Below are 26413 nucleotides of genomic sequence, written 5' to 3' on the forward strand. Positions count from 1 at the left end.
TGCTACGACGAAAGGGGCGGAGGCTAGATTTGCAACAGGTTACTGGAATTCGGCGACCGGTTCGTGCGCAGCGCTTGCCACGTTCAAAGCCTCAACCAGATCGATTGTCTTGCGGAACAGCGCGCGCCCGACTAGTGCGCCTGCTATATTGTGGATATAGGCCAATCTGGAGATATCATCCACCGACCGCACCACGCCACTTGCGATCACAGGGGTGCGGGATTTTTCGGCCAGACCTGAAATCAGCCCCAACTGTGCCTCGACATCCTCCATATCGCTGTCGATATCGGTGACCAGGATGGCAGCAAAAGGCGTGTCAGCGAACGCGTCGATGAAGGCATCAGGCGTAAAGGCGCTTTGACTGCGCCAGCCATCGGTCATGACCTGACCCTTCCAGACATCAACCGCCAAGACGATCTGATCGGGATAAAGCTTGGCCAGTTCCTTGACAAGATTCGGGTCCCAGGCCGCAAGCGTGCCGATCACAATCCGACCGGCCCCTTTGTCGATCCAGTGCTCGACCTGTTCACGCGTACGCATGCCACCAGCCAGTTGAACGGGAATTTCCGCCGAGCGAATGATCTCTTCCACAAGGGCCGAATTGGTGTCTCGTCCTTCAATTGCATCGAAATCCGTAAGGTGCATCCACTCAGCCCCGGCGCCAGCCCAGCCGCGCGCCGTATCAGCAGGGTTCACATGCCAGATCATAGCTTCGTCCAAACGGCCCTTGTCCAATGTGACACACCGGCCGTTTTGCAGTTCCATCGTTGGGTAAATCCTCATGAGCCTGCTCCTATGCTCAATCGCTCTCAAAACGATTGTACCATACACGCAAGCAGACGCCGCGATTCTACCAGTTTCGGCAAACTACAGGCGATTTGCGGCATTACCGCCAAGGTTGGGGTCAAATGCGTGCAGGCGGTCCGTTTCGACGCAGCAATCGCACAGCGGAATCCTTGAAATCGCATTCCCGCATCACGACGTAGCCAAGCTTTTTCGCCAGCCTTTGAGAGATTGCGTTCTCTGCGTCGACCATAGCCACCAGTGGACCCGGCATTATGCGGTCAAACCAATCATGCGCGGCCTGCGCTGCTTCATAGCCAAGACCCTGCCCCTGCGCCTCGGGGACCAGAATCCACCCTGCCTCAGGGAAGCTGTCGAAATCTTCGCCAAGCGCCCGATTGCCGTAGAAAAAGCCAGCCTGCCCGATCATCTCACGATTCGATTGCCGAAGGACGGCCCATTGCCCGAACCCGGCCATTTGCCAGTGTCCCGCATTTCTAAGAAACGAGTCCCACGCTTCGCCGCGTGAACGCGGTTTCCCGCCAACATGGCGCACGATACACGGGTTGCGCCATATTTCGGCGAACCTGTTAAAGTCCTCGGGCCGCATCCCACATAGAGTAAGACGAGCCGTATTGATCATCGGGGTGGATCTTATCATTCGCCCACTCGCATTTTATGCCTCTGGCGCAGGGTGGCGAATTCATTTGATGCGTTGCAAGCCCGAATCCCCTCGGGCACAAAAAAACGGCGCCTCCGTTGCCCGGAAGCGCCGCTTTTTCAGTATTCGAAACTCTTAAGAAGCTCCGCTGATGAATTTGACCGCGTCGCCAAACGTCTGAATGGTTTCGGCTGCGTCATCAGGGATCTCGATGCCGAACTCTTCTTCGAAGGCCATAACCAGCTCAACGGTGTCCAGGCTGTCTGCGCCCAGATCGTCGATGAAAGACGCGTTTTCCGCGACTTTGTCTTCTTCGACACCCAGGTGCTCAACAACGATCTTCTTAACGCGATCTGCGACGTCGCTCATGTCTATTCCTCATTCCTATTCAGGGCGTTCCGCCCGGTTCTGCCCTTGCCCGATCGGGTTGGCCTTAGTTTGCCCGTTCCGGGCGGTTTGAGTCCCGGAGCCCGGGAAAGTAGAAGGCCGACCTAAGCGACCGGCCTTGGATTTATGCGCCGCCTATAGCACAGACAACGCACAAGGCAAACGCTTTCGCATCCGCCCGGACTTGAGGTCACAACATGGCCATGCCGCCGTTCACATGCAAGGTGGTGCCGGTAACATAACCCGCCTCGGGGCTGGCCAGATACAGAACTGCGGCCGCAATTTCTGAAGGCTCGCCCATGCGGCCAGCAGGAATCTGCCCCAGCATTGAGGCCTTTTGATCATCCGTCAGCTTGTCCGTCATCGCGGTCGCGATAAAGCCAGGTGCCACGGCATTGGCTGTGATGCCTCGGCTGGCAGTCTCACAAGCCAGAGATTTTGTCATCCCGACCATACCTGCCTTCGAGGCCGCGTAATTCACCTGACCAGGATTGCCGGTCGCACCAACGATGGACGAGATGTTGATGATCCGCCCCCAACGGGCCTTCATCATGCCCCGCAACACTCCCCTGCAGAGCTTTGCGGTCGCGGTCAGGTTTACGTCAATCACGCTCTGCCAGTCTTCATCGGACATGCGCATGAAAAGACCGTCACGGGTAATGCCTGCGTTGTTAACCAGGATGTCAACCGAACCCATCGCTTCGGCTGCCTGTTTTGGCAATTCACCAACGGCGTCCAGATCGCTGAGGTTACAGGGCAAAACAAACGCGCGCTCACCAAGTTCCGAAGCAAGAGCCTGAAGCGGCTCAACCCGCGTGCCAGACAGCCCGACGGTGGCGCCCGCCCCGTGCAATGCGCGCGCGATATCGGCGCCGATGCCGCCCGAAGCACCTGTGATCAGCGCATTCTTTCCCGTCAAATCAAACATCTTCAATCCTTCCCTGACAGCCACCGCCGGCGACTTTACTCGTTATGCGTTGCTATCTGTCACTTTTTGCACATCTTCGGGCGATCCGACGGCCTGACAGGCGATGTCCCGATCAATCTTCCGGATCATACCCGACAGGGCTTTTCCTGCTCCGATTTCCCAAACCTCGGTTACACCTTGCGCCGCCATGAACTGCACGCTTTCGCGCCAGCGGACAGATCCGGTGACCTGCTCGACCAACAACTGCCGGATCACATCCGGGTCCGATACCGCCTCGGCGCGGACATTGGCGACCAGCGGGACAGATGGAGACTTGATTTCGACGTACGACAAAGCTTCTGCCATGACGTCTGCGGCAGGCTGCATCAAGGCGCAGTGAAACGGGGCGCTTACAGGAAGCATGACAGCGCGTTTCGCGCCCTTTTCCTTTGCGATTTCAGCGGCACGTTCAACCGCGGCTTTTGATCCTGAAACCACAACCTGCGTCGGATCATTGTCATTGGCTGCCTGACACACTTCGCCCTGAGCCGCCTCGTCCGCAACCGACCGCACCGCATCAAGGTCCAGCCCCAGAATAGCGGCCATGGCGCCTTCACCGACGGGAACGGCGCTCTGCATAGCCTGTCCGCGCGTGCGCAGCAGCCGCGCCGTGTCCGCCACCGAAATCGCACCTGCTGCCGCCAGTGCCGAATATTCACCCAGCGAATGCCCGGCCACATACGAAGCGTCTGCGCACGAAACACCTTCGGCCTCAAGTGCGCGCACCGCGGCGATTGAGGTTGCCATCAAGGCGGGCTGCGCGTTTTGCGTCAGGGTCAGTTCAGCAATGTCGCCTTCCCAGATCAGGGCGCTCAGTTTCTCGCCCAGAGCATCATCCACCTCGTCAAAAACCGCACGGGAAGCCGGGTAAGCCTCGGACAGGGCCTTGCCCATTCCGATGGTCTGAGCCCCTTGCCCGGGAAAAACGAACGCGCGTGTCATGATTGCCTCTTGGATGACGTAAGGTTGCGGCGGGGTGTAAACCGACTGACCGTCCGGCACAAGCATTGCGTAAGGTCTGCATCCGAACACCTTCGATGTGCATTTCTCAGCCTTGTGTCCTGACACGATCTATTTACGCTGCCACACACGGATCACCAAAGCGAGATGACCTGATGCCCGCGACGAATACTTTTGCCAGCTATGGAAGCGTCACAAAAACCTTTCACTGGCTGACGGCCTTGCTGATCCTGACTGCACTGCCGCTGGGGTGGTTCGCCAACCAGCTTGCGCATTCGATATACGACCCGAACATCGCGACAACCGAGGCTGACATCGCCCGCGCCGCGCAACTGTTTTCCCTGCACAAGACGGTCGGTGTAACAGTGTTCTTCGTAGCGTTAGCGCGAATCCTATGGGCTTTGACACAAACCAAGCCGGGCCTTCTGAACGCGGAAAACAAGCCCGAGGCATTTGCGGCTGAAACCGTGCATTGGTTACTGTACAGCTCACTTGTGCTTGTGCCGCTGTCAGGTTGGGTACACCACGCGGCTGCTGAAGGGTTTGCCCCAATCCTTTGGCCCTTTGGTCAGAACCTGCCTTTGGTCCCAAAGTCCGCGATGCTGGCCGAACTTACCGCCAGCCTGCATTGGCTATTCATTCTGGTTCTGGCTGGATCATTGGGTCTGCATATCCTTGGCGCGTTGAAACACCATGTGGTCGACAAAGACAGCACGCTGCGCCGCATGCTGCCCGGCCGATCAGACGCCCCCACCCCGCCGCATCAGGACCATACGCTGACACCGGCCTTTGCGGCCGCGATCATCTGGATCGCTGTTTTGGCTGTGGGTTGGTTTGACGGGGCTTTCTCGCACAAATCCGATGCCAGTCTCGACACTGCAGAACTGGCCGAAGTGCAATCGGAATGGCAGGTCCAGGACGGTGATTTGACGGTAACGATCACGCAGCTAGGCAGCCAAGTCACCGGATCGTTCGCAGACTGGACCGCCGCCATCGCCTTTGACGAGCCCGCCGAGCCGGGCTTGGCGGGGTCCGTTGATGTTACGATTGCAATTGGGTCACTCAGCATTGGAACGGTCTCGGATCAAGCGATGGGACCAGATTTCTTCGACTCGGCACAGTTTCCAACCGCACAGTTCAAAGCAGAGCTATTCAAAACTGAAACCGGATATGAGGCGCGGGGTCCTTTAACCATTCGCGACAAATCGATGGACGTCGTTCTGCCTTTCACACTCGATCTGCAGGACAACACCGCCACTGCAGAGGGGGTTTTGGACGTAAACAGGCTGGATTTCGATATCGGAACATCGCAGCCCAAAGAAGACTCGCTGGGTTTTGCCGTAACAATTGGCATCAAGCTCACTGCCACACGTGGGGAATAGCGAACCCTTCGACGTAAGAAGCCGCCAGCGGTCTCCCACTGGCGGCTATTTCTTCAGAAGTTGAGCTGACTTATTCGGATTTCTGAGCTTCCACCGAAATGAATACCTCAACCTCATCGCTGACGAACGGTGCGAACTGGCCCAGATCAAAATCGCTGCGCACGACGGTTGTCGTTGCGTCAAAACCTGCCCAGGGTTTGCCCGCCATGGGGTGCTCTCCGACCTGATTCAATTTGGCGTCGAGAACGACAGACTTGGTGACGCCGTTCATCGTCAGATCGCCCGTTATGTTCGCCGTGTTGTCGCCGGTCACTTCGATGCCTGTCGACGTGAATGTCACAAGGTCACCTTCGGATGCACCGAAAAAGTCGTCGGTCATAAAGTGATCTTCGCGGGGCTTCCAGCCGGTAAACATCTCTACGACAGGCATGGATACCGTTACGCTCGAAGCAGCCGGGTTTTCCTGATCGAACATGATCTCGCCTTCAAAGCCCGAGAACATCCCGTAAGTTGTCGAGAACCCCAAGTGATTGTAGTTGAAAATGACTTGGCTGTGGCTGGGGTCCAGAACGTATTTTTCGGCGCTGGCAAATGCCGTCGTAGCCGTAAGGGCCAAAGCAGCAGCTAATAGAGTGGGTTTCATGTCAATCTCCGCAATGTTGGTTGGGCAAACCGTGTCGGTTGCTCACAAACAAAAATGTGCCGCCTATTGGCGGCACACAAGAGATAATAATTCACAAGTTCTGTTATTAAATGAACAGAATAGAATTCAGGCGAAGATTGTTACGTTTTGGCTAAGTTGCCCTTTAAGCGCCCGGCCAATTTCCGCCGATTCCAATGGCAGCTTCATCAGCAAGCTTCCGTCAACGTCGAACAACTCGACCTGGTCCTCGGCAAAACGGGCACCACCCAAAGAGTCATAGCTGCGGCGCAGAACCGTCTGTGGACGACCAATGTCATTCTTTTGCAAGATGCGCACCTCGCGACGAATTGGGTCGAAATACGCGTCAGGACGTGTATCCGTGATCTGAATTGTCAGCAGGCCTACGCCAACGATCAGGAACATCAGCGACGCAACAAGTTTGATCGGCCATACTTCCGCGCCCATTACGGAACCCGGCATGATCCACATTGAAAAGGCAGATACGACAAAGAACGCGCCAATAACCCTTAGCAGCGCAACGCGTGCCTTCCAGTTTGGTGCAAACGAAATCAACACCGGTACGGATTTGTCAAAAACAGCACGCTGTGCCGGAGTTTCAAAATTGTTTGTGTTGGTAACCGCCATCTGACTTGTCCTGTCTTTTGTGTTCCAAGCGTCCGGGTGTTCCCGGCTTGGTAAACAACCTCGTGGGGAAAAGCGTCAGGATTTGGGCAGGCCAATGGAAATAGAGCGGCTTCACCGGGGCATCTGTGGCAGGGCTTGCCCCGCCGCCATAAACGTGTATATGGGGCCATCCTTCGCAAGACACATGAATCGCGCAGCCTCTCGTGGCAGGGTCGCGAAGGAAATATGACCCCGCCTATGAAATGCGCCTTGATATAAACAGGAGTGCACATGCCACTGTATGAGCATGTAATGATCGCGCGTCAGGATCTGTCCAACGCGCAGGCAGAAAGCCTTGTCGAACATTTCGGCACCGTTCTGGCTGACAACGGCGGCAATGTCGTCGACAGCGAGTACTGGGGCGTCAAGACGATGGCTTACAAGATCAACAAGAACCGCAAAGGCCACTATGCCTTCCTGAAGACCGACTCGCCTGCTGGCGCGGTTCAGGAAATGGAGCGCCTGATGCGCCTGCATGAAGACGTCATGCGCGTTCTGACCATCAAGGTCGACGAGCATGCCGAGGGCCCCTCGGTCCAGATGCAGAAGCGCGATGAGCGCGAAGGCCGCCGCGAGCGCCGCTGATCAACGCCTGACGAAAGGACACCAAACCATGGCCGCAAAACCATTTTTCCGCCGCCGCAAGGTCTGCCCGTTCTCGGGCGATAACGCGCCGAAGATCGACTATAAAGACACCCGTCTGCTGCAGCGCTACATCTCTGAGCGTGGCAAAATCGTTCCCTCGCGCATCACCGCCGTTTCGGCGAAAAAGCAGCGTGAACTGGCCCGTGCTATCAAGCGCGCCCGCTTCCTCGCCCTGCTGCCCTACGCCGTGAAGTAAGGAGAGACTGACATGCAAGTTATCCTGCTGGAACGCGTTGCGAAACTGGGTCAGATGGGCGACGTCGTTGACGTCAAGCCCGGCTACGCCCGCAACTTCCTGCTGCCCCAGGGCAAAGCGCTGAGCGCGTCTGAATCGAACATCGCCTCGTTCGAAGCCCGGAAAGCGCAGCTTGAGGCACATAACCTGGAAACCAAGAAAGAAGCTGAAGCGCTGGCTGAAAAGCTGGACGGTCAGCAGTTCATCGTGATTCGATCGGCATCGGATGCCGGTGCTCTGTACGGTTCGGTCACCCCGCGTGACGCTGCAGACGCCGCAACCGAGGCTGGTTTCACCGTCGACAAGAAACAGATCGCCCTGATCGCACCGATCAAGGAACTGGGTCTGCACTCGCTGGCAGTTAAGCTGCACCCTGAGGTCGAAGTTGAAATCCAGATGAACGTCGCCCGTTCGCAAGAAGAAGCCGAGCTGCAGGCATCTGGCAAGTCGATCCAGGAACTGGCTGCTGAAGAAGAAGCCGCCGCGGAATTCGAGATCGCCGAACTGTTTGACGACATCGGCTCGGCTGCGTCCGAAGACGAAGAACTTGTCGCCGAAGACGCCCCGGCTGAAGACGACGAAGCAAAAGCTTAAGTCAGCCAGGTTGAAAATCGAAAGGCCACGCCAATTGCGTGGCCTTTTTTCGTTGTGCCTGCACCAGCAAAGTTTGGCCGGAATTGGTGACTAAGGTTGCGCTCGACGTACCGAACAATATCATCACTCACGCACTTCGGAGTTTTTCATGTCCCCAATACTGCGCCGCAGCGTCCTGGCCTTTCTGCTATTCGCCCCTCTTGCCGCTTGTGGCGGCCCCGACACACCAGCTCAGGCGGCCTTCGACCCGCCTCTCTATCCCAACGAAACGCCTGAGTTGCGAGCTTCGATCAACAATTGGGCGGACCACTACCAGCTGCCGCGCGAATTGGTACACAAGCTGGCTATCCGCGAAAGTACGCACCGTCCCTGGGCAGTGAACCGGCCCTATTATGGCCTGCTGCAGATATTGCCTGCCACGGCTCGGTCCATGGGATACACGGGAAACGCACAAGGTTTGCTGGACGCCGATACAAACCTTGAGTTTGCCGGAAAATACCTGCGCGGCGCGTGGCTTTTGTCGGACGGAGATCAACAACGCGCTATTTTTCTCTATGCCAAAGGCTATTATCCCGAAGCAAAAGCGCGCGGCATGCTGGTTGAGACAGGTCTGCAACCTTCACCTTAGTGCTCAAAGTCGCTGAAACGCCGGATTTTTCATCTCGGAATTGGTAAAATAGTGACAAAAATACTGTTCTTCTTGGTGTGCAAGCACAGAAAGTGCAGACAAAATATCCTTACTCTTGTCATATTCTGAGAACTGTGGTGTGCTAAAAGCCCTTAAGACGAGTGAGCTCAACTCTGGGCAAGTTGCTGGCCCGATGGCATAGTCGGGCATCGATACATGTAGAAGTTCGTAGGCGCACATGGAGATTATTGATCTGAGCACCCTGCCAGATTCGGAAGCCCGGTTTACCGAGTTTCTCAAGCAAGTATGCGACAAATTTGACATGGACCATGCTGCCTATGCCGGAATGAACCCGTCCGAAGGCAAGGTGGCGGGGCATGTTACCTATGATAACGACTGGAAAGAGCACTACCAGAAGCAAAACCTCGTCATGATCGATCCGACGCTGCATGTGGCCAAACGCAGTATTGCACCGGTCGATTGGAGCCGCCTGCACCGCGATCAGAACTTCCAACGCGTTTTCCGGGACGCGCATGATTTCGGCCTTCCCAATCAAGGGGTTACCATTCCCGTTCGCGGGCCTTACGGCGACATCGGCTTTCTCAGCGTTACGCGAGATTGTTCCAAAGAGGAATGGCAAAAGCTCTACGCCCATGTGATCAGCGACCTTCAGGGGGTCGCCGTCCATATGCACGACAATGCGATCACATCGGACGAAATCACCGGGGCGCTGTATCACCCCAACTTGTCGACCCGAGAAGCCGAGATTCTGCAATGGGTCGCGGCGGGAAAGTCACAGCAGGACATCGGCGATATCCTCTCAATCTCGCACCGAACGGTCGAGGTTCACCTGCGGTCAAGCCGGGAAAAGCTGTGCGCGCTGACCACGCCACAGGCCGTAGGGCGGGCAATCGCCGTCGGCCTGATTGGAACCGGTTAGTCACACAAACTCCACAATTCGATCAAAATACGGGAAACCCCCAATAGAATTTCTACCCCGAACCGGTAGCGTCAACGTTACCGAACAACCACTCGAAGGGGGATGAAATGATTATTGTAGTTGATGGGCTGAACAGAGATATGTTCAGCGACGTGCTCGACGAAATGTTCGAGCTGCGCGCTCGCGTCTTTGGTGACCGGCTGGGCTGGGATGTCAAGATCGAAGATGGCAAGGAAATCGACGAGTTTGACAATCTGGATCCAACATACGTAATCGGCCTTGACGATGAGGGGAATGTCGTCGCCGCCGTTCGCGCACTGCAGACAACCGGGCCGCATATGCTTGCGGATGTCTTCTCGGCCATTCTAGATGGCGAGCCGCCTATTCGAAGCGCAACTCTCTGGGAATCAACTCGTTTCTGTGTCGACACCCAGCGCCTGAAACGCGGAATGGGCAAGAACTCTCTGTCCTTCGCCACTTGTGAGCTGATGATCGGCTCGCTGGAGTATGCAATCCGCGCAGGTATCAAGGACATCGTAACGGTCATTGATCCCATAATGGACCGGGTGCTCAAACGTTCGAACTGCGCGCCTTATGACTATGTCGGGAAAACTGTACCGATGGGCAAGGTCTCGGCGCTTGCGGCGCTCGTGGACTGCACCGAAGAGCGAATCGCCAGCCTTCGTGAGTTTGCAGAAATCCACGAGGATGTGTTCCTTGACGAAGACAGCGCGCTTGCCCTGTTCAACAGCAAAAAACTGGTCAAGCCGATTGCGGTGAACAGCAACCGCAAGCCATTGTCCGAACTTGAGAAGTACTTTGTCGAACAGATGCAAGCTGCAACGACACAAGCCGAAGTCGATGACGTGCTGAGACTCATCGAAACACTGTCGGACCGATTTACGCCAGAGCAGAAGACCGCTCTGCTACGAACCCCCCGTGCTTTTGCTCATGAGGCCTGACCCCCTCACCTCATAAGTTTAAGCCACCCATGCGGAGCCGTCTATTTTCAGGCGGCTCCGCTTTGGTTTTTTTGAAAGAGGTTTATTCCTCTTCCAGCGCCTCTACGGCTTTCTGCAGGTCGTCTTTGCTGACTTCCTTGTCTTCGACTTTTGCCAGCTCGACGATGTAGTCGACGACCTTGTCTTCAAAGATTGGCGCGCGCAGTTGCTGTTGCATCTGAGCGTTTTGCTGCACGAATTCAAAGAACTGGCGCTCTTGACCGGGGTACTGACGTGCCTGGTTCATGATCGCCTGGGTCATTTCGGCATCGGTGACTTCAACTTCAGCCTTCTGGCCCAGCTCGGCCAGCAACAGGCCCAGCCGCACGCGGCGCTCGGCCAGTTTGTTGTGCTCATCGGTGGGTTCGATCGGATCGTGGTCGTGACCTTCCACATCCGGGTTTTCCTCGTGCCATAGCTGATGCGCAATCTGCTTGGCTTCGGCGTCAACCAGAGAAGGCGGCAGGTCAAACGACACTTTCTCGTCCAGCGCGTCCAGCAGAGCACGCTTCATTACCGCGCGTGAAGCGCCAGCATACTCCGCCTCCAGACGTTCTGAAATCTGGGTTCTAAGCGCTGCCAAATCCTCGGCCCCGAATTTCTTGGCCAACTCATCATTGACTTCAGCAGCGACAGGTTCCTTCACCTCTTTGACGGTACACGAGAACACAGCGTCCTTGCCGGCCAGATGCTCGGCACCGTATTCCTCTGGGAAGGTGACGTTAACGTCTTTTTCTTCCTCGGCCTTCACGCCGACCAGTTGTTCTTCAAAGCCCGGGATAAAGCTGTTGGAGCCCAGAACCAGCGGGTAATCTTCAGCCGAACCACCTTCGAATTCTTCGCCGTCAACCTTGCCAACAAAGTCGATCACAACCTGATCGCCGTCTTTGGCTTTGGACCCTTTGCGACGCGCTTTGAAGTCCTGAGCCGTTTCGGCCAGGTTGTTCAGCGCTTCTTCGATCGCCGCGTCATCCGGTTTGACGACCAGCTTGTCCAGCTCAACCGATTTCAGCTCCACTTCGGGGATCGCAGGCAGCGCCTCGTAGGACATCTCGACATGGACGTCGTCGCCTTCTTTCCAGTCCTCGTTGGTCATCTTGACCTCGGGCTGCAACGCCGGCCGATCGCCGCTTTCTTCAAAGTGCTGGTTCATCGCACCATCGATGCTTTCCTGCATCGCTTCACCCAACAGACGCTGACCAAACTGTTTTTTCAGCAGCGCCATCGGCACCTTGCCTTTGCGAAAGCCCTTCATCTCGACTTCGGGTTGCGCTTCGGTCAGCTTTTCGTTGACCTTGTCGTCCAACTCGGCTGCGGTCACAACGATGTTGTAGCCGCGTTTCAGACCTTCGTTCAGCGTCTCGGTAACCTGCATTTTGGTAGTCCCCATAGGATTCGGGGCGCGCAAACAGGGCGCGCCGGGCAAATTTGACGCCTTCTATTTGCCCTGCCATCCGCGCGCAAGGGGCAAAGGCCGGATCAACCGGGTTTTGCCCACCTTTTGGCCCAAATTGTTAGTGAAGTCCCGTGACCGGCGCAGTGCTTGGCGCGACATTGGCCCTCGGCGTCAATCTGAACCTGGTTTTCGGTCATCATCCATATGCCTGAAGACGGCTGGCAGTTGCTCGGGCAAATCCTCGGCGATGAGACCGGGACCAAAGCTTAGTGCGCATTCCACGTGCAGCCAAACCGCGCTCTGTGCCGCCTGCATTGGGTTGAAACCGCGCGCCAGCAGGCCGCTGACAAAGCCTGCCAGCACATCCCCGGACCCGGCAGTCGCCAACCATGGCGCTGTCCGTTCATAGCACGCAGAGCTTACTGCGCATTGACCGCTCGGAGCTGCCACTATCGTGTCCGGACCTTTGAACACGACGACACAACCCGCACGCTCCGCCGCCTCCCTCGCGGCGTCGACCTTGGAAAATGCCGGACCCCTTTGTGCCGCGAGTTCCTCGCGCCACTTGTTCATTTCGTCCCCCGTCTCTTCGACATTTAATGCATTATAGTCGACGTACTGCATACGGTCTGGTCGCTTTGGAGCTGCCAAACGTTCTGCGATGTCTGGGAACAGGCGCGCGAACTCTCCTTGATGAGGCGTCAAAACACAGTGCTCGTGCAGCATCTCGAACAACGCATGGGAGTCGTCCTGAAAACACGACAAGGCGTCCGCGTCCAAAACAGTTGGTCGATTTGCTGACAGCGCCTCAGGAACCAAGTGCTTTGCGCGATCCAACCCAAGCCCCGGCCCAAGACACAACGCGTTGATCCTCGTGTCGTCCAAAACGCGCCTCAAGTCGTCGGAGCGTTCGATCTGATCGAGCATTATCGCCGTGATCTGGCTCGCGGTTTCCTGAAACGCATCTTTCGGCGCGCCCAACGTCACAAGCCCTGCGCCAATGCGTATTGCACCACGTGCCGCAAGCCTTGCAGCACCGGTTTTTCCGGAGCGCCCGGATAACACCAAAGCGTGCCCATGCTTGAATTTATGAGACCCGCCGCTTTCTTTGTTCAAAAGTGCCATGTGTGGTTTGGACAAAAACGGCCTAGGGTCTTCCACAATCGGTCGATCACCGATCAGAGTTACCTTTGCAGGTCTGACCAAGCGACCAATACCGCCTCGTCTCGAGGGTTCCGACTTCTCGTCCTTCAAAGGCTCGGTTGCGCGCCAGTCCGCCAGCCCAATATCCTTAACGACGAGGTGTCCGCACAATGCTGGCCCCACCCCGACGAAGTGCCCGATCTTTGGGCTGTCAAAGGCGACGGTCAAAGCTGCGGCGGCGCATTTCCCGCGAAATGTTTGATCTGATGCGTCCACCCCCAAGACGCGACCACTGTCCAAACAAAGCCCTGACGGCGCATCTATAGCGACTGTGCGTGGGACGTAGTCATCCCCATTCCGACCGCTCATATGGCTTAGCACGTTTAGTGCTTCGCCCGTTACGGGCCGCGTCAGTCCTGTTCCAAACAAAGCATCGATGTAGATATCCGCATATGCGTTTCCATAAACAGGGTGCTTTTGGCGAACCGCGCTTTCAGACAGCGGTTCCACGCCGCCACGTTCCAACCAGAGATCGTGGTTCTTGCGGGCATCCGGCGGCAGTTTCTGTGCATCGCCACCCAGAAAAACCTGCACCTCCCAACCCCAATCGTGCAACAATCGCGCCACGACGAAACCGTCGCCTCCGTTGTTTCCAGGGCCACACAATACAACCGCCCGACCTGAAGTTTTCGCCAACTCAGGCCAATGCTCAAAGATCGCCTCGACAACGCCCTGCCCGGCCCGCTCCATCAGTTCCAACCCGGTCACATCACCTGACTCAATCGCTGCCTGCTCAATGGCCCGCATCTGCGCTGCTGTCAGCAATTCCGTCATCTCAAAATCCTCGAACGATTCAATTTTGATGGTTTTTTGTGCAAGTAGATCAAAATTTAATCCCCTACCCGTTTTCCCAGCGCCCACGTTGGACCAAATCCGCAATCCGATTGCCGACCGAACTTAGACGTGGTCACTGCCATCCTGACAAGAGGTAATGGGAGCCCGGGATGAAGAAGATCGAAGCGATCATCAAACCGTTCAAACTCGATGAAGTGAAAGAAGCCTTGCAGGACGTTGGTGTCCAGGGCCTCAGCGTCATCGAAGTCAAGGGGTTTGGTCGTCAGAAAGGCCACACCGAACTGTATCGCGGTGCAGAGTACGTCGTCGACTTTTTGCCGAAGGTAAAGGTCGAGGTCGTGCTGGACGACGACCAAGTTGACGCCGCCATCGACGCCATCGTCTCGGCCGCGAAAACGGACAAGATCGGCGACGGCAAGATCTTTGTCTCGCCCGTTGAACAAGCCATTCGCATCCGGACCGGGGAAACCGGCTCGGAAGCGCTGTAATCGAACACTGCAATCAAAGGACTAATGAGTATGAGCAAAGACGCAGTTCTTAAGCTGATCCAGGATGAAGGCGCTGATTACGTCGATATCCGCTTTACCGACCCGCGCGGCAAGCTTCAGCACGTCACCATCATGTCGGACCAAGTGGACGAAGACTTCCTTGACGAAGGCTTCATGTTTGACGGCTCGTCCATCGCAGGTTGGAAGTCAATCGAAGCATCGGACATGAAACTGATGCCCGACACTGACAGCGCCTATGTCGATCCCTTCTACGCGGAAAAAACCATCTGTCTGCACTGCTCGGTTGTCGAACCCGACACCGGCGAAGCCTACGAGCGTGACCCGCGTGGCACGGCGCAAAAGGCGGAAGCCTACCTGAAGTCTTCGGGTATCGGCGACGCGGCTTTCTTTGGCCCCGAGGCCGAGTTCTTCCTGTTCGACGACGTTCGTTTCTCGAACAGCATCAACAAGGTATCCTACGAAGTTGATGCAACCGACGCGTCGTGGAACACCGACACCGAATACGAGATGGGCAACATGGGCCACCGTCCCGGCGTCAAGGGCGGTTACTTCCCAGTGAACCCCGTTGACGAAGCGCAGGACCTGCGGTCGGAAATGCTGTCGACCATGAAGCGTCTGGGCATGAAAGTGGACAAGCACCACCACGAGGTTGCGTCCTGTCAGCACGAGCTGGGCCTTATCTTCGACAGCCTGACCAAACAGGCCGACGAGCTGCAGAAGTACAAATACGTCATTCATAACGTTGCACATGCCTACGGCAAATCGGCAACCTTCATGCCCAAGCCGATCGCCGGTGACAACGGCACTGGCATGCACGTAAACATGTCGATCTGGAAAGACGGCAAGCCTCTGTTTGCTGGCGATAAATACGCCGATCTGTCGGACGAAGCGCTGTACTTCATCGGCGGTGTTCTGAAGCACGCCAAGACCCTGAACGCCTTCACCAACCCGTCGACCAACAGCTATAAGCGTCTGATCCCGGGCTTTGAAGCGCCCGTTCTGCGCGCCTACTCGGCCCGCAACCGTTCGGGTTGTGTCCGTATTCCGTGGACCGAAAGCCCGAAAGCCAAGCGCGTTGAGGCTCGCTTCCCTGACCCAGCCGCGAACCCCTATCTGGCGTTTGCCGCTCTGTTGATGGCTGGTCTGGACGGCATCAAGAACAAGATCGATCCGGGCGAAGCCATGGACAAGAACCTGTACGATCTGCCTGCCGAAGAACTGGCCGACATCCCGACCGTTTGCGGTTCGTTGCGTGAAGCGCTTGAGGCTCTGGCATCCGATCATGACTTCCTGCTGCAGGGCGACGTGTTCACCAAAGACCAGATCGACGGTTACATCGCGCTGAAGATGGAAGAAGTCGAAACCTACGAGCACACGCCGCACCCTGTCGAGTACGGCATGTACTACAGCTGCTGATCCAAGAATTTTCGTCGAAAATTCTCGCAAGGGCGTCCGACTGGGCGCCCTTGTTTCATGTGGTGCAATCTTCCAAACTGGAGCCATCCTGACTGGAGGGATCGCATGGATACAAATTTCTCGGAATTCGTGACCACGACAGAAGAGTTGGAGCGTATTACAGGCACCCCGCTGCCGCAGATTGTGGCCAAAGAAATTCCAGCCTTGGACCAGATGTGCCGGGATTTCATTGCGACCTCGTCCTTCTGTCTGATCGCATCGGCCAACAAGGAAGGGCACCTGGACATTTCTCCAAGAGGAGATCCAGCAGGCTTTGTTCGGGTGTGCTCGGACTCGCAGATTGCAATACCCGACAGGCCTGGCAACAAACGAGTGGACACCTTTCACAATGTAATCGGTAATCCACGCGTCAGTGTCATCTTCTTCGTTCCTGGCAAGATGGAAACCCTGCGTATCCGCGGAACCGCGCGGATCTGCGCCGATAAAAGGCTGCTTGATACGATGAAAGTCAGTGACCGACCGCCCAATCTGGCACTGCTGATTGATGTTCAAACCGCCTTTGCCCACTGCCCGAAATGCGTGATCCGTTCGCACCTTTGGCAGCCCGAAAACTGGCCGGATTCGTCCAGTCTGCCGAACATGAACGCGATGATGGTCAAACATGCCAAGATCGACAAAACGCCCGAGGAATGGTTTGAAAGCTTGAAAGATACTGGCGAGTTGGACCTCTATTGATTGTCTTTGCAGCTATCTGAAGGCCGCCTTAGCCTAAATGACAGGAGTTCGGTTTTTCGCAATGCTTCGTCTCGCACTATTTTTAGCACTTTCCTTTCCCGTGATTGGTGCCGCAGCCACATGCGGCGACGATGCAAGCGGCTTTGAGGTTTGGAAGCAGGAATTCGCAAAACAGGCCAGACGTGCCGGTGTAAAAAGGAAAGGTCTGCAGGCGCTTTCTCAGGCCCGTTATGCCACCGGCACAATTGCTGCGGATCGCAACCAGAAAAGCTTTAAGTACTCGTTGGACAAATTCATGAAGGTGCGCGGCGCGGATACCATTGTAGCGCAAGGACGCAAGCGCAAGGCCCGAAACCCAGCGTTCTACGCCGCGCTTGAACGGCAATATGGTGTCCCTTCCGGCGTTTTGATCGCTATTCACGGCATGGAAACCGGGTTTGGAAACTTCATGGGTGACAGTCAGGTTGTTTCCGCAATCACAACATTGGCCTACGATTGTCGCCGGTCCGAGTTCTTTGTCCCACACGCCATTGGCGCGCTAAAATTGGTCGATCAGGGTAGCATCACGGTGGCAACAAAGGGGGCAAAACATGGCGAGCTGGGACATACACAGTTTCTGCCAGGCAACGCATTGAAGTACGGCGTGGACGCGACAGGAGATCGGCAAGTGGACTTCTACAACATGACGGACGCGCTGGCCTCGACCGCGAATTTCCTAAGGCAAAAGGGCTGGAAACCCGGTCGCGGCTACCAGCCAGGTCAGCCAAACTATGCCGTGATCCAACAGTGGAATGCGGCCTCAGTCTATCAGCAATCCATAGCGATTATGGCGCAACGAATCGACAACTAAGCCACCTGGCTCACCGATACGGCCTACCCATCTTTTGCCACATTCTTGCCACAGAAAACCCCGCACCCCCTTTGTTTGTTGGTTTCCAAAGCGTAATCAATCAGCGAGAAATCTCATTTTTTTGCATTTTCGTCAAAATTTACCCCACATCGGCGGTTAGATTAAACGGTGTAATCAGACGGCAAAGGAATGCGCTGTGCCCTCAAAACGGTTGTATCACGGTGGTCTTCAGTTCAACGGCGACTCAAGCGGCGAACTTGAACGGTTTTCCAAGGTCGTGAAAACGACGCTTGAGGACTATGGCCATCTGGTTGAGCGCGAGACTCTGCTGACCAAATGCGAAGCGAGCATTGTAACCAGCCAATACCTGATACGCCTGACCATGGAATCCAACGACAGGCAATCCGACCGCGACCGGTTCGAACAGGTTGACCGTGCCGCCGGACTGAAGACCAAGACAAGACCCCCCGTCACGCGGCCTCGGAACCGGATGACAATTACCGTCTCCCCCGTCTCGACCCTGCTGGATGACAGTGAGATGTCGGAACTCATGCTGGTGGTCATCCTGTACCGAATGGTCGACATCTGTTCGACCCAATGGGTGGAGTGGCTGTCGCCGAATACCATTTTGACGCTTGAACAGTTCATGGGTGCGTTTGATTCAATCGCGCCGCGCAAATCCCGAGATTTTAAACAGATTTTTGAATCCGTCAGTGGTCCGTTTGCAGGGTTGGAGACGTCTGACGATCAAGTTCAGCACCTGACCAGCGACGCACCGAAACCACGGCCGATTCAGCTCACTGACGAACAATTGCTAAGCATCGCGTTTCGGACTGACCCTGAGCCGCCATTTGTGACTAAGGGCGCAAAGGCCGAGAACAAGGACGAGGACCGGCCCAGTGATATCCTTAGATTGACAAGCTGGGGCATGACGGGCTGCGTCGCCAGCGTCTCGGCACCCGTTGCCATTTCACTGGCCGCCGTCAACCTGATCCGAGGCGAAGATTTTCGCCTGAACACCCAAGTTCTGTCTTATACCGCTGCGATTTTCTGTCTGAACACAAGCAATGCACTTGCCGATGTCGCCAGCGCCTTAGGCATGTAAACGATTTCTCTCAGCCCTCCGTGGAGGCCCCGCCATCAGGCGGGGTTTTCCATTTCTGGGAACTGGTCAATCGACATCACATATGTGTGGATAGCAAAGACCACCGCGCGCGTTTCCGGCAGACGTAACAACGTCTGGCGTTCGCTACGTAGAAAACTGGCCATTCCGCGATCGCGAATCTCGCGCGGCCGATCCAAGCTACGCGGCTGATAGAGCTCGGCGTCTGAATACCAAAGTGCATTGAAGCGCCACAATGGTCGACCCGGCTGAATTCCGTCAAACAAACGTTGCACGCGGCGCGCAATGTTCTCATCGTAAGGCGCGATCGGCGAGTGGATAACGGTTAGCGGGTGCATGAATTTCTCGGACAATGTCCAACTGGCCGGAAAGCAAAGTATGGCCCCTGTCAGAATATGCTCATCGCCACGCTTTTGCAGAATACACAGGTCTTCCTGCACCAGATGACACAGCGTCTCCAGGGGGCTTTCCCAGTCTATTGTGACGTTCACACCGTCCTGACGCTGCACCCTTTCCGTCGTATTCGGATAGAATTGCCCCAGCACCAATTTTAACAGTTCTTGCGCGGCAGAAAATGCGCTTGAATCCATAGCCAGAACATCTGACCTATGATGTTGCAGAACTTCGGCGCGTCGGTGCATCTGCTCTGCATAGGCATCATCCTGCAGCAACCACGCGTCTGCGACGACCGGTCGAACGCCCGGCAACGGGTTGGGTGCCAGCGGATCGTAGGGGATTTCTTTTTGCAGGATGGGTTTCATGTGCCTGAAATAGCATCTCAATCCTTGACTGTCGGTCAAAAAGCGACCGATGGGTCGTCGCATTTCTCTAAGACGCGGCGTCCAATGCTTTGCAGGCTGAGCGCAGGCAGGGAGGATGGCCGTGAATAAACCGTATCGTGAAACCCGCAAGATTGATCCGTCTCGCGGACCGACGCTTGGGGACGGGACGCCCAACAACAACGATCGGATCGAGATCGGACCAACTCAATTGGCGTTTCAGGAATGGGAAGCCGCAGGGCTAACATTGCCCGACCTCGAGCAGATGCGCCACTATCGTTGGTCACGGCTGTCTCAGGCTGTCGTAGATCGGGATTGGGGCGGCGTCTTGCTGTTTGACCCGTTGAACATTCGATATGCCACTGACAGCACCAATATGCAGCTGTGGAATACCCACAATCCGTTCAGGGCCGTTCTGGTCTGCGCAGATGGGTACATGGTGATCTGGGACTACAAGAACTCGCCGTTCCTATCGAAATTCAATCCGCTTGTGCGGGAACAGCGCTCGGGCGCGGATCTCTTTTATTTCGACCGCGGCGATAAGGTAGATGTTGCAGCAGACGTGTTTTCCAACGAAGTCCGGCTGCTGGTCGAAGAACACGGCGGCGGCAACCGCAGGCTGGGTGTCGACAAAATCATGCTCCATGGTCTGCGCGCGCTTGAGGCGCAGGGGTTCGAGATCATGGAAGGCGAGGAACTGACCGAGAAAGCCCGCGCGATCAAAGGCCCGGATGAGATTCTGGCCATGCGTTGTGCCAGCAACGCCTGTGAAGCCTCAATCGCGACGATGGAGCAGTTTGCGCGCGCAAACGTCGGCGATGGAAAGACGTCCGAGGATGACATCTGGGCCGTTCTTCACGCCGAAAACATCAGACGCGGTGGCGAATGGATTGAAACCCGCCTGCTGTCCTCGGGGCAGCGGACAAATCCTTGGTTTCAGGAATGCGGCCCTCGGATCACGCAGAAGAACGAGATCATAGCCTTCGATACTGACCTAGTCGGATCCTATGGAATTTGCATCGATATCTCGCGAACTTGGTGGGTTGGAGACCAAAAGCCGCGCCCGGACATGATCTACGCAATGCAGCACGCGCATGAGCACATCATGACCAACATGCAGATGTTGAAACCTGGCGTCATGATCCCGGAACTTACGGCCAACACGCATGTTCTGGACGACAAGTATCAGGCTCAGAAATACGGCTGCCTGATGCACGGCGTTGGACTGTGTGATGAATGGCCTTTGGTCGCTTACCCGGACAAAGCGGTCGAAGGGGCATATGATTATCCGCTTGAGCCCGGAATGGTACTATGTGTCGAAGCCGCCGTCGGAGAGGTCGGCGGCGACTTTTCAATCAAGCTGGAAGATCAGGTGCTTATCACCGAAGACGGGTTCGAAAACCTGTCGACCTACCCCTTCGACCGGCAACTTATGGGGTTGGACTGAGTTTATTTCTTAGTCCGGCCAGTTGGAGCGCTTGACGTTTCCGTGCCAATCCTCGGTCACCGTGATCGGGGGTGAGCCTATCGAAATCCTAATATCCGACCAGAAATGCCCTAGCAAAAAGCCAGTCATGCCGGTCAATAACGCGGCAACAAGGACGGCGGGGCGAAGGGTTGGAGCGTGTTCTACGCAAGGTGCATGTGTCATGTTGACCTACGATCTGTTTCTGCGGAATAGGTCCAAGGTGGGATGGCACCATAAATTAGTAAAACGAATATTTTTTAGAGCATCCATCACGTTTCGTGATTGTTACCCCCCCGGCTAAAGGTGCACCCATTGCACCCTCTTTCGCACCCTCTGTCAATTTCAGGTTCTCACCTTCCCGTGACGCTCGTGTCACAAGGGTTGAGCGTGCAGACGGCAGCGCACACTATTGTCGAAACCTCCAGTCTAAGGAATCCCCATGCCCACTGAACGCATCAAGTTTGCCGGTCATGACGGCAGCCAGTTGGCCGCGCGCCTCGATCTGCCGGATGGGCCGGTGCTGTCAACGGCGCTGTTCGCGCATTGCTTCACCTGCTCCAAGGATATCCCGGCAGCACGACGCATATCCGCCCGATTGGCGGCGATGGGCATTGCCGTATTGCGCTTTGATTTCACAGGCCTTGGGCATTCCGAAGGTGAATTTGCCAACACAACCTTTACGTCGAATGTCGAAGATCTGATTGCGGCGGCGCAATATCTGGCCGGGCGCAATATGGCCCCTTCCCTTCTGATTGGACACTCGCTGGGCGGCGCAGCCGTGTTGCGCGCACGGGCGGGGATTCCATCGGTCAAAGCGGTGGTGACTTTGGGCGCGCCCGCCGACCCCGGCCACGTCGCGCATCATTTCGAGGCCGCCTTGCCCGAGATACGCGAACGGGGCGAGGCCGAAGTTTCGCTGGGCGGTCGCCCGTTCCGCATCGGCAAGTCCTTCGTTGATGACATTTCCGAAGTCGCGCTTAAACCTGCAATTTCAGAGCTGAAGGCAGCGTTGCTGATCCTGCACGCGCCGCGGGATGAAACCGTCAGCGTCGATAACGCCAGCACGATCTTTCTGGCCGCGAAACACCCGAAGAGCTTTGTAACGCTAGATGATGCCGATCATCTGATCACCCGGGCGGCAGACGCGGATTATGCGGCCGACGTCATCGCAGCCTGGGTGACGCGTTATGTGAAACTGTGCCCGCCTGCCCCACCGCCGGGCGCACCCGAAGGCGTCGTGCGCGTGACCGAGGCCGACGCATCCGGGTTCTTGCAAGACATCCAGTCCGGGCCCAAGCACCACGCGGTCGCGGACGAGCCTGCCTCATACGGCGGTACGGATCGCGGGATGTCACCTTATGGCTTTGTGTCCTCGGGCCTTGGGGCATGTACATCGATGACGATCCGCATGTACGCGCGTCGCAAGCAGTGGCCTTTGACCGGCATTTCGGTCGATGTCTGCCATGACAAGGTTCATGCGCAGGACGCCGGACTTGCCAGTGAAGGCAAGGTCGATCAATTCCGCCGCAAAATTCGGCTGGATGGCCCCTTGACGGCCGAACAGCGAGCCAAATTGCTGGAAATAGCGGATAAGTGCCCAGTGCACCGCACCCTAGAAGGAGCGGCGCATATCACGACCGAATTGTTGCCTGCTGCCTGAGTGGACGCTGCTGAATTCTAGCGACGGCGCGGCGCTGGTCGATGGATCGGCGGTCTCGCGGCTGGTGGGCGTGCCACCGGCGGTCGTGGGCGCGCCGGTGGTTTCGCTACCGGTGGCCTTGGGCGCACGGGCGGCTTGTTGACCGGTGGTTTCGGGCGATCCGGGCGATCAACATCTACGTCCACGTCGACATTTACGTCGTGATAGTAGTCGTTCCACAGCATCGAGTCGTAGAACGGGTCATAGCCATACCCGACACCGACAGTCACGCCATCGCAGGCCGAGAGCGTCATGGCCCCAATCCCAAGTCCAAAAGCAAGAACAGAGCGTTTCACAAGTTTTCTGGTCATCTGAACGCCCCTCACTGCAACGATCTGAAGGACGCAAAGACTGCGTTCAGATCGTCAACATAAGCCGGATCGGCCCCATCGCGCAGAATGGTCACTCCAATAACCACACGATCTTTCGGAAGATCGATGACTGTGGCGGTGAAAGTGATACCGCGCCCTTCTCTCTTGCCGGTGCCTCGAATGATGTGTGCTGGCAATCCGCCGATACGCGTGTCGCTGCGCGTTGAAATCACGGGATCTTTGACCAGAAATCGATCAATATCCTCAAGATAGCGCAGCCCACCTTCTATCGTCGCAACTGAGCTTGGCGAAACGAAGCCCATCCAGACGTTGTCATCGGTCACCGGACGCAGTCCCATAACACGCGAAACGGCTCGTGCGTCGCCCAATTGAGTATCTTCAAGTTCGCGTGGTCCGCCGGTGCGCAACGCCCAGAAATCCGGAACCTCAAAGCTGAAGATCGCAGTTTTGCCTTCCGTGTAGGTCACTGGAGTATCGGCATCCGCCACACCACCGAGGCCGACCCATGCCAGGGCGCATGCGGCCAACAAGGGCTTGATTGAAATACGCATATAAAAATACCTGATTACTTCGTCGCCCCAAATCTGCCTCTTGCACGGGCACCTTGTCCAGCAAGACTTTGCGGTCGAACGAAAAAACCCGCGCCGATCTGCTTCGGCGCGGGTTTCCGAACTAAGGATGCGTAGCGATCAGGCGCGCGCGTCGCCGACCAGCTTCCACAGACCAGGGATCAGCAGAGCGGCCAGAGCCAGCTTGATCGCATCACCCAGCAGGAAGGGTGTCAGACCCCATTCCAGGATCGGCTTGTCCCAGCCATAGAGTTGACCCAGCCAAAGCAGGCCAGGCACGTAAATCAGGACGTTTGCCAGAACCAGCGCCAAAGCCATCTTGCCAATCGAACGGTCCCAACCGCGTGCAGCCAACATGCCCAGCGCCAGCGTGGCCAGAACGTAGCCGACCAGATAGCCGCCCGTGCCGCCCATCATGTAGGTCAGACCAAATTTCTCAGCGGAAGAGCTGGCAAACACATCAAAGCCCAGCGCGCCCACGAGCATATAGCCGAGGATAGTCACCAGACCCAAACGCGCGCCATAGGCTGTGCCGATGGTCAGCACCGCAAATGTGCCCATGGTGATCGGAACCGGCCACATCGGAACTTTGATTTTCGCAGCAACTGCCAGCGCTACGATGCCCAGCGCGACCAAAACCACCTGCTTTACGCGCAGAGCTGTGCCCTCCTGCGGGCCAATCGCGTTGGCCAGAACGTTTGCATTCATCTTTGTTTCTCCCAATTCGGACCAAGATTCTGCGACAGCAATGCCTTTTCGTGACACCTACTGCAAGATGATTACGCTATCGCAGCATATATTCGGTGTCCATTTCGTAAGATTTTCTGGGCCCGGACACCGTCCAGCGCACTTTCCAGCGTGGCCAGCCCGAAAAATCATAGACCGCGTCATAGCTGTCAGGGGCGCAATCGTGATGATCTGAAGACTGTGAAAGACCCAGCTTCAGTGTGTGAAAGTAACGGCCATCGTCAAAATAGATCGCAACATGATCACTGCTATTGCGCCACAGATACCGGCGTGTTCCCTTCATCTGTGGTTGGCCTGGAATTCGTAGAATGATGTCTTCGTCGTAGGTCAGCCCATCACTGCTGCGGCTTAACAGCGCTGTACCTTCGGCGCTCAGAATCTGTCCGGCCCGTGCATCGTGGATTGTGCGCGTCAGGACCCAACGGCCTTCGAAATCAGACAGCCCGCGCGGCAGGGTCATTCCGCGTAAGTCCCGTCTGTCGTACCGCCGTTGTCATCGACAAATCGAATAGCATCGCCACTTTTCTGCACGTCGTAACAAGCCCACAGGTCCGATGGTGGCCAGAGCGAGCAATAGCGATCCTCGCGCACGGCCCACCGCCCAGCACTAGGGCCGCCCGAGAAATACTGCGTCAACCCCGCTTCATCAAAGGTTTGCCAGATCCCTTCGCCATATCCGAGCTTTTTGCCCGCCAACGCCGCCAGAATCTCGTCCCCGGACAATTTACGAAAGTCCTCGGCCGCAACAAGACCGGGCCAGAAGGCTAAAATCAGGGCAAACCGTCTCATACCAGCACTCGCGCCTTGTTCCCTTGACAGGCTGGGGTTAAACCCCGCCGCAACGCTCTCTGCCAAATCACAATAAGGTGCCGTTGCCAATGATTCCACGTTATTCCCGCCCCGACATGGTTGCCATCTGGTCACCCGAGACCAAGTTTCGCGTCTGGTACGAGATTGAGGCGCATGCCTGCGATGCCATGGCCGATCTGGGTGTGATCCCGCGCGAAAACGCCGAGGCCGTGTGGAAAGCCAAGGACGTGGAATTCGACGTCGCCCGCATTGATGAGATCGAAGCCGTCACCAAACACGATGTCATCGCCTTCCTGACCCACCTGGCAGAACATGTCGGAAGCGACGAAGCGCGGTTTGTGCATCAGGGCATGACCTCGTCCGATGTATTGGACACTTGTTTTAACGTGCAACTCACCCGTGCGGCAGACATTCTGATCGCCGACCTCGAAGGTTTGCTGGCGGCCCTCAAGCGCCGCGCCTACGAGCACAAGGAAACCGTCCGCATCGGTCGCAGCCATGGCATCCATGCCGAACCCACCACCATGGGCCTGACTTTCGCGCGTTTTTACGCCGAAATGGATCGCAACCTGTCCCGCATGCGCGATGCACGCGCGGAAATAGCGACAGGCGCGATCAGCGGGGCGGTCGGCACCTTCGCGAATATCGACCCGCAGGTCGAGGAACACGTGTGCGACAAGCTGGGTCTTGTCCCCGAACCGATCAGCACGCAAGTCATTCCCCGCGACCGTCACGCGGCCTTTTTCGCGACCCTCGGCGTCATCGCTAGCAGCATCGAAAACGTCGCCATCGAAATCCGCCACATGCAGCGCACCGAAGTTCTGGAGGCTGAAGAGTTCTTCTCGAAGGGTCAAAAGGGCTCGTCCGCGATGCCCCATAAACGCAACCCGGTGTTGACCGAGAACCTGACCGGTCTGGCGCGTCTGGTCCGCATGGCCGTCGTGCCAGCGATGGAGAACGTGGCCCTGTGGCACGAGCGGGACATCAGCCACAGCTCGGTTGAGCGCAATATCGGCCCCGACGCCACCATCACGCTGGATTTCGCGCTGGCCCGTTTGACCAGTGTGATCGACAAGCTGGTCGTCTACCCCGAAAACATGTTGGCCAACATGAACAAATTCCGGGGCCTTGTCATGAGCCAACGGGTTCTGCTGGCCCTGACCCAAGCTGGCGTAAGCCGCGAGGATGCTTACCGTCTGGTTCAGCGCAATGCGATGAAAGTCTGGGAAGAAGGCAAAGACTTCAAAACCGAGCTTTTGGCTGACGCAGATGTGACCTCTGCGCTCAGCACCGAAGAAATCGAAGAGAAATTCGACCTCGGATACCACACGAAACACGTGGATACGATTTTCGAACGCGTGTTCGGAGAATAGACCGCCAAATTCGCGACAACACATACGCCTGGGCCAAGCAGAGATTTTTCGACGAAAAATCTTGGCCCGGGTCCAGTTCCTTTGTCAGTTCGGCCAAAT

30 protein-coding genes are annotated in these 26413 nt (G+C 56.5%); 15 read left to right on the forward strand and 15 right to left on the reverse strand.

All coding sequences use genetic code 11. The annotated features are described in order from the left end of the window. Nucleotides 1–39: 39 nt before the first annotated feature. The 5 genes from ACR0CR_RS03010 to fabD all read right to left on the reverse strand — a co-directional run bounded on the left by ACR0CR_RS03010 (nt 40) and on the right by fabD (nt 3740). The gene (locus ACR0CR_RS03010; protein ID WP_480596604.1) at nt 40–783 is read right to left on the reverse strand and encodes a 1-(5-phosphoribosyl)-5-[(5-phosphoribosylamino)methylideneamino]imidazole-4-carboxamide isomerase; all 744 of its coding nucleotides are present in this window, start codon (nt 781–783) and stop codon (nt 40–42) included. Nucleotides 784–904: 121 nt separating this feature from the next. Continuing rightward, entirely contained in the window at nt 905–1444 is a 540-nt protein-coding gene (locus tag ACR0CR_RS03015; RefSeq protein WP_480596605.1) for a GNAT family N-acetyltransferase, read from the reverse strand. A gap of 135 nt (nt 1445–1579) precedes the next feature. Then, nucleotides 1580–1813: an acyl carrier protein gene (locus ACR0CR_RS03020; RefSeq protein WP_480596606.1), complete on the reverse strand. Its 234-nt coding sequence runs from the start codon at nt 1811–1813 to the stop codon at nt 1580–1582. A 208-nt stretch (nt 1814–2021) separates the two neighbouring features. Further along, nucleotides 2022–2759: a 3-oxoacyl-[acyl-carrier-protein] reductase gene (fabG, locus tag ACR0CR_RS03025; protein WP_480596608.1), complete on the reverse strand. Its 738-nt coding sequence runs from the start codon at nt 2757–2759 to the stop codon at nt 2022–2024. Nucleotides 2760–2801: 42 nt separating this feature from the next. Then, on the reverse strand, nt 2802–3740 hold the full coding sequence (fabD, locus tag ACR0CR_RS03030) for an ACP S-malonyltransferase (RefSeq protein ID WP_480596610.1): 939 nt from the start codon (nt 3738–3740) through the stop codon (nt 2802–2804). Between the two features lie 173 nt (nt 3741–3913). Here fabD and ACR0CR_RS03035 point away from each other — a divergent pair, with 173 nt between their 5' ends. Next, nucleotides 3914–5140, forward strand: a complete 1227-nt coding sequence (locus tag ACR0CR_RS03035; RefSeq protein ID WP_480596612.1) for a cytochrome b/b6 domain-containing protein — start codon at nt 3914–3916, stop codon at nt 5138–5140. 70 nt (nt 5141–5210) lie between these two features. Here the strand turns inward: ACR0CR_RS03035 and ACR0CR_RS03040 are convergent, their stop codons facing one another. Both ACR0CR_RS03040 and ACR0CR_RS03045 read right to left on the reverse strand, forming a co-directional pair. Continuing rightward, nucleotides 5211–5783: a YceI family protein gene (locus ACR0CR_RS03040; protein WP_480596614.1), complete on the reverse strand. Its 573-nt coding sequence runs from the start codon at nt 5781–5783 to the stop codon at nt 5211–5213. A gap of 126 nt (nt 5784–5909) precedes the next feature. After that, nucleotides 5910–6428 (reverse strand): hypothetical protein, encoded by a 519-nt coding sequence (locus ACR0CR_RS03045; protein WP_480596615.1) that lies wholly within the window; start codon nt 6426–6428, stop codon nt 5910–5912. Nucleotides 6429–6698: 270 nt separating this feature from the next. On the opposite strand from ACR0CR_RS03045, the gene rpsF reads away from it, so the two are divergent. The 6 genes from rpsF (at nt 6699) to ACR0CR_RS03075 (ending at nt 10471) form a co-directional block, all read left to right on the forward strand. Continuing rightward, complete coding sequence (gene rpsF / locus ACR0CR_RS03050) at nt 6699–7052, forward strand: 30S ribosomal protein S6 (protein WP_170652383.1); 354 nt, start codon at nt 6699–6701, stop codon at nt 7050–7052. Nucleotides 7053–7080: 28 nt separating this feature from the next. Continuing rightward, nucleotides 7081–7308: a 30S ribosomal protein S18 gene (gene rpsR, locus ACR0CR_RS03055; protein ID WP_005982441.1), complete on the forward strand. Its 228-nt coding sequence runs from the start codon at nt 7081–7083 to the stop codon at nt 7306–7308. A 12-nt stretch (nt 7309–7320) separates the two neighbouring features. Next, a complete protein-coding gene (gene rplI, locus ACR0CR_RS03060) occupies nt 7321–7941 on the forward strand; it encodes a 50S ribosomal protein L9 (RefSeq protein WP_480596617.1) in 621 nt (206 codons plus the stop codon). A gap of 148 nt (nt 7942–8089) precedes the next feature. Then, the gene (locus ACR0CR_RS03065; RefSeq protein ID WP_480596619.1) at nt 8090–8569 is read left to right on the forward strand and encodes a transglycosylase SLT domain-containing protein; all 480 of its coding nucleotides are present in this window, start codon (nt 8090–8092) and stop codon (nt 8567–8569) included. 238 nt (nt 8570–8807) lie between these two features. Beyond that, complete coding sequence (locus ACR0CR_RS03070) at nt 8808–9509, forward strand: autoinducer binding domain-containing protein (protein ID WP_480596621.1); 702 nt, start codon at nt 8808–8810, stop codon at nt 9507–9509. Between the two features lie 107 nt (nt 9510–9616). Continuing rightward, nucleotides 9617–10471 carry an acyl-homoserine-lactone synthase gene (locus ACR0CR_RS03075; protein WP_480596623.1) on the forward strand — a complete coding sequence of 285 codons (855 nt, stop codon included), beginning with the start codon at nt 9617–9619 and terminating at the stop codon, nt 10469–10471. Between the two features lie 82 nt (nt 10472–10553). Here the strand turns inward: ACR0CR_RS03075 and tig are convergent, their stop codons facing one another. Both tig and ACR0CR_RS03085 read right to left on the reverse strand, forming a co-directional pair. Then, complete coding sequence (gene tig, locus ACR0CR_RS03080) at nt 10554–11885, reverse strand: trigger factor (protein WP_480596625.1); 1332 nt, start codon at nt 11883–11885, stop codon at nt 10554–10556. A gap of 192 nt (nt 11886–12077) precedes the next feature. Next, a complete protein-coding gene (locus tag ACR0CR_RS03085) occupies nt 12078–13883 on the reverse strand; it encodes an NAD(P)H-hydrate epimerase (protein ID WP_480596627.1) in 1806 nt (601 codons plus the stop codon). 170 nt (nt 13884–14053) lie between these two features. Between ACR0CR_RS03085 and ACR0CR_RS03090 the strand changes: the two genes are divergently transcribed. From ACR0CR_RS03090 to ACR0CR_RS03110, 5 genes are all read left to right on the forward strand, one after another. After that, a complete protein-coding gene (locus ACR0CR_RS03090) occupies nt 14054–14392 on the forward strand; it encodes a P-II family nitrogen regulator (RefSeq protein WP_170354532.1) in 339 nt (112 codons plus the stop codon). Nucleotides 14393–14422: 30 nt separating this feature from the next. Continuing rightward, nucleotides 14423–15829, forward strand: a complete 1407-nt coding sequence (gene glnA, locus ACR0CR_RS03095) for a type I glutamate--ammonia ligase (RefSeq protein WP_170652360.1) — start codon at nt 14423–14425, stop codon at nt 15827–15829. Nucleotides 15830–15934: 105 nt separating this feature from the next. Continuing rightward, on the forward strand, nt 15935–16564 hold the full coding sequence (locus tag ACR0CR_RS03100; RefSeq protein ID WP_480596629.1) for an MSMEG_1061 family FMN-dependent PPOX-type flavoprotein: 630 nt from the start codon (nt 15935–15937) through the stop codon (nt 16562–16564). A 61-nt stretch (nt 16565–16625) separates the two neighbouring features. After that, the gene (locus tag ACR0CR_RS03105; protein WP_480596631.1) at nt 16626–17414 is read left to right on the forward strand and encodes a lytic murein transglycosylase; all 789 of its coding nucleotides are present in this window, start codon (nt 16626–16628) and stop codon (nt 17412–17414) included. 196 nt (nt 17415–17610) lie between these two features. After that, a complete protein-coding gene (locus tag ACR0CR_RS03110; protein ID WP_480596633.1) occupies nt 17611–18519 on the forward strand; it encodes a hypothetical protein in 909 nt (302 codons plus the stop codon). Between the two features lie 35 nt (nt 18520–18554). On the opposite strand, the gene ACR0CR_RS03115 is transcribed toward ACR0CR_RS03110, so the two are convergent. Then, entirely contained in the window at nt 18555–19298 is a 744-nt protein-coding gene (locus ACR0CR_RS03115) for a heme-dependent oxidative N-demethylase family protein (protein WP_480596635.1), read from the reverse strand. A gap of 121 nt (nt 19299–19419) precedes the next feature. On the opposite strand from ACR0CR_RS03115, the gene dddP reads away from it, so the two are divergent. Together dddP and ACR0CR_RS03125 are read left to right on the forward strand one after the other, a co-directional pair. Beyond that, complete coding sequence (dddP, locus tag ACR0CR_RS03120) at nt 19420–20763, forward strand: dimethylsulfonioproprionate lyase DddP (RefSeq protein ID WP_480596637.1); 1344 nt, start codon at nt 19420–19422, stop codon at nt 20761–20763. A 460-nt stretch (nt 20764–21223) separates the two neighbouring features. Next, nucleotides 21224–22444: a bifunctional alpha/beta hydrolase/OsmC family protein gene (locus ACR0CR_RS03125; protein WP_480596639.1), complete on the forward strand. Its 1221-nt coding sequence runs from the start codon at nt 21224–21226 to the stop codon at nt 22442–22444. Between the two features lie 17 nt (nt 22445–22461). Here ACR0CR_RS03125 and ACR0CR_RS03130 read toward each other — a convergent pair whose 3' ends face one another. The 5 genes from ACR0CR_RS03130 to ACR0CR_RS03150 form a co-directional block, all read right to left on the reverse strand. Further along, nucleotides 22462–22794, reverse strand: a complete 333-nt coding sequence (locus ACR0CR_RS03130) for a hypothetical protein (RefSeq protein ID WP_480596642.1) — start codon at nt 22792–22794, stop codon at nt 22462–22464. 11 nt (nt 22795–22805) lie between these two features. Continuing rightward, nucleotides 22806–23366 carry a hypothetical protein gene (locus tag ACR0CR_RS03135; RefSeq protein WP_480596644.1) on the reverse strand — a complete coding sequence of 187 codons (561 nt, stop codon included), beginning with the start codon at nt 23364–23366 and terminating at the stop codon, nt 22806–22808. A gap of 138 nt (nt 23367–23504) precedes the next feature. Then, nucleotides 23505–24092, reverse strand: coding sequence for a biotin transporter BioY (locus tag ACR0CR_RS03140; RefSeq protein ID WP_480596646.1), 588 nt, complete (start codon nt 24090–24092; stop codon nt 23505–23507). A 76-nt stretch (nt 24093–24168) separates the two neighbouring features. Next, a complete protein-coding gene (locus tag ACR0CR_RS03145; RefSeq protein WP_480596648.1) occupies nt 24169–24591 on the reverse strand; it encodes a DUF6314 family protein in 423 nt (140 codons plus the stop codon). Then, nucleotides 24588–24920 carry a hypothetical protein gene (locus ACR0CR_RS03150; protein ID WP_480596650.1) on the reverse strand — a complete coding sequence of 111 codons (333 nt, stop codon included), beginning with the start codon at nt 24918–24920 and terminating at the stop codon, nt 24588–24590. Before ACR0CR_RS03150 ends, ACR0CR_RS03145 begins: the two co-directional genes overlap by 4 nt. Nucleotides 24921–25009: 89 nt before the next feature. On the opposite strand from ACR0CR_RS03150, the gene purB reads away from it, so the two are divergent. After that, on the forward strand, nt 25010–26314 hold the full coding sequence (gene purB, locus ACR0CR_RS03155; RefSeq protein ID WP_480596652.1) for an adenylosuccinate lyase: 1305 nt from the start codon (nt 25010–25012) through the stop codon (nt 26312–26314). The last annotated feature ends 99 nt before the right edge of the window (nt 26315–26413 follow it).

The organism is Ruegeria sp. AM2, from assembly GCF_056540685.1.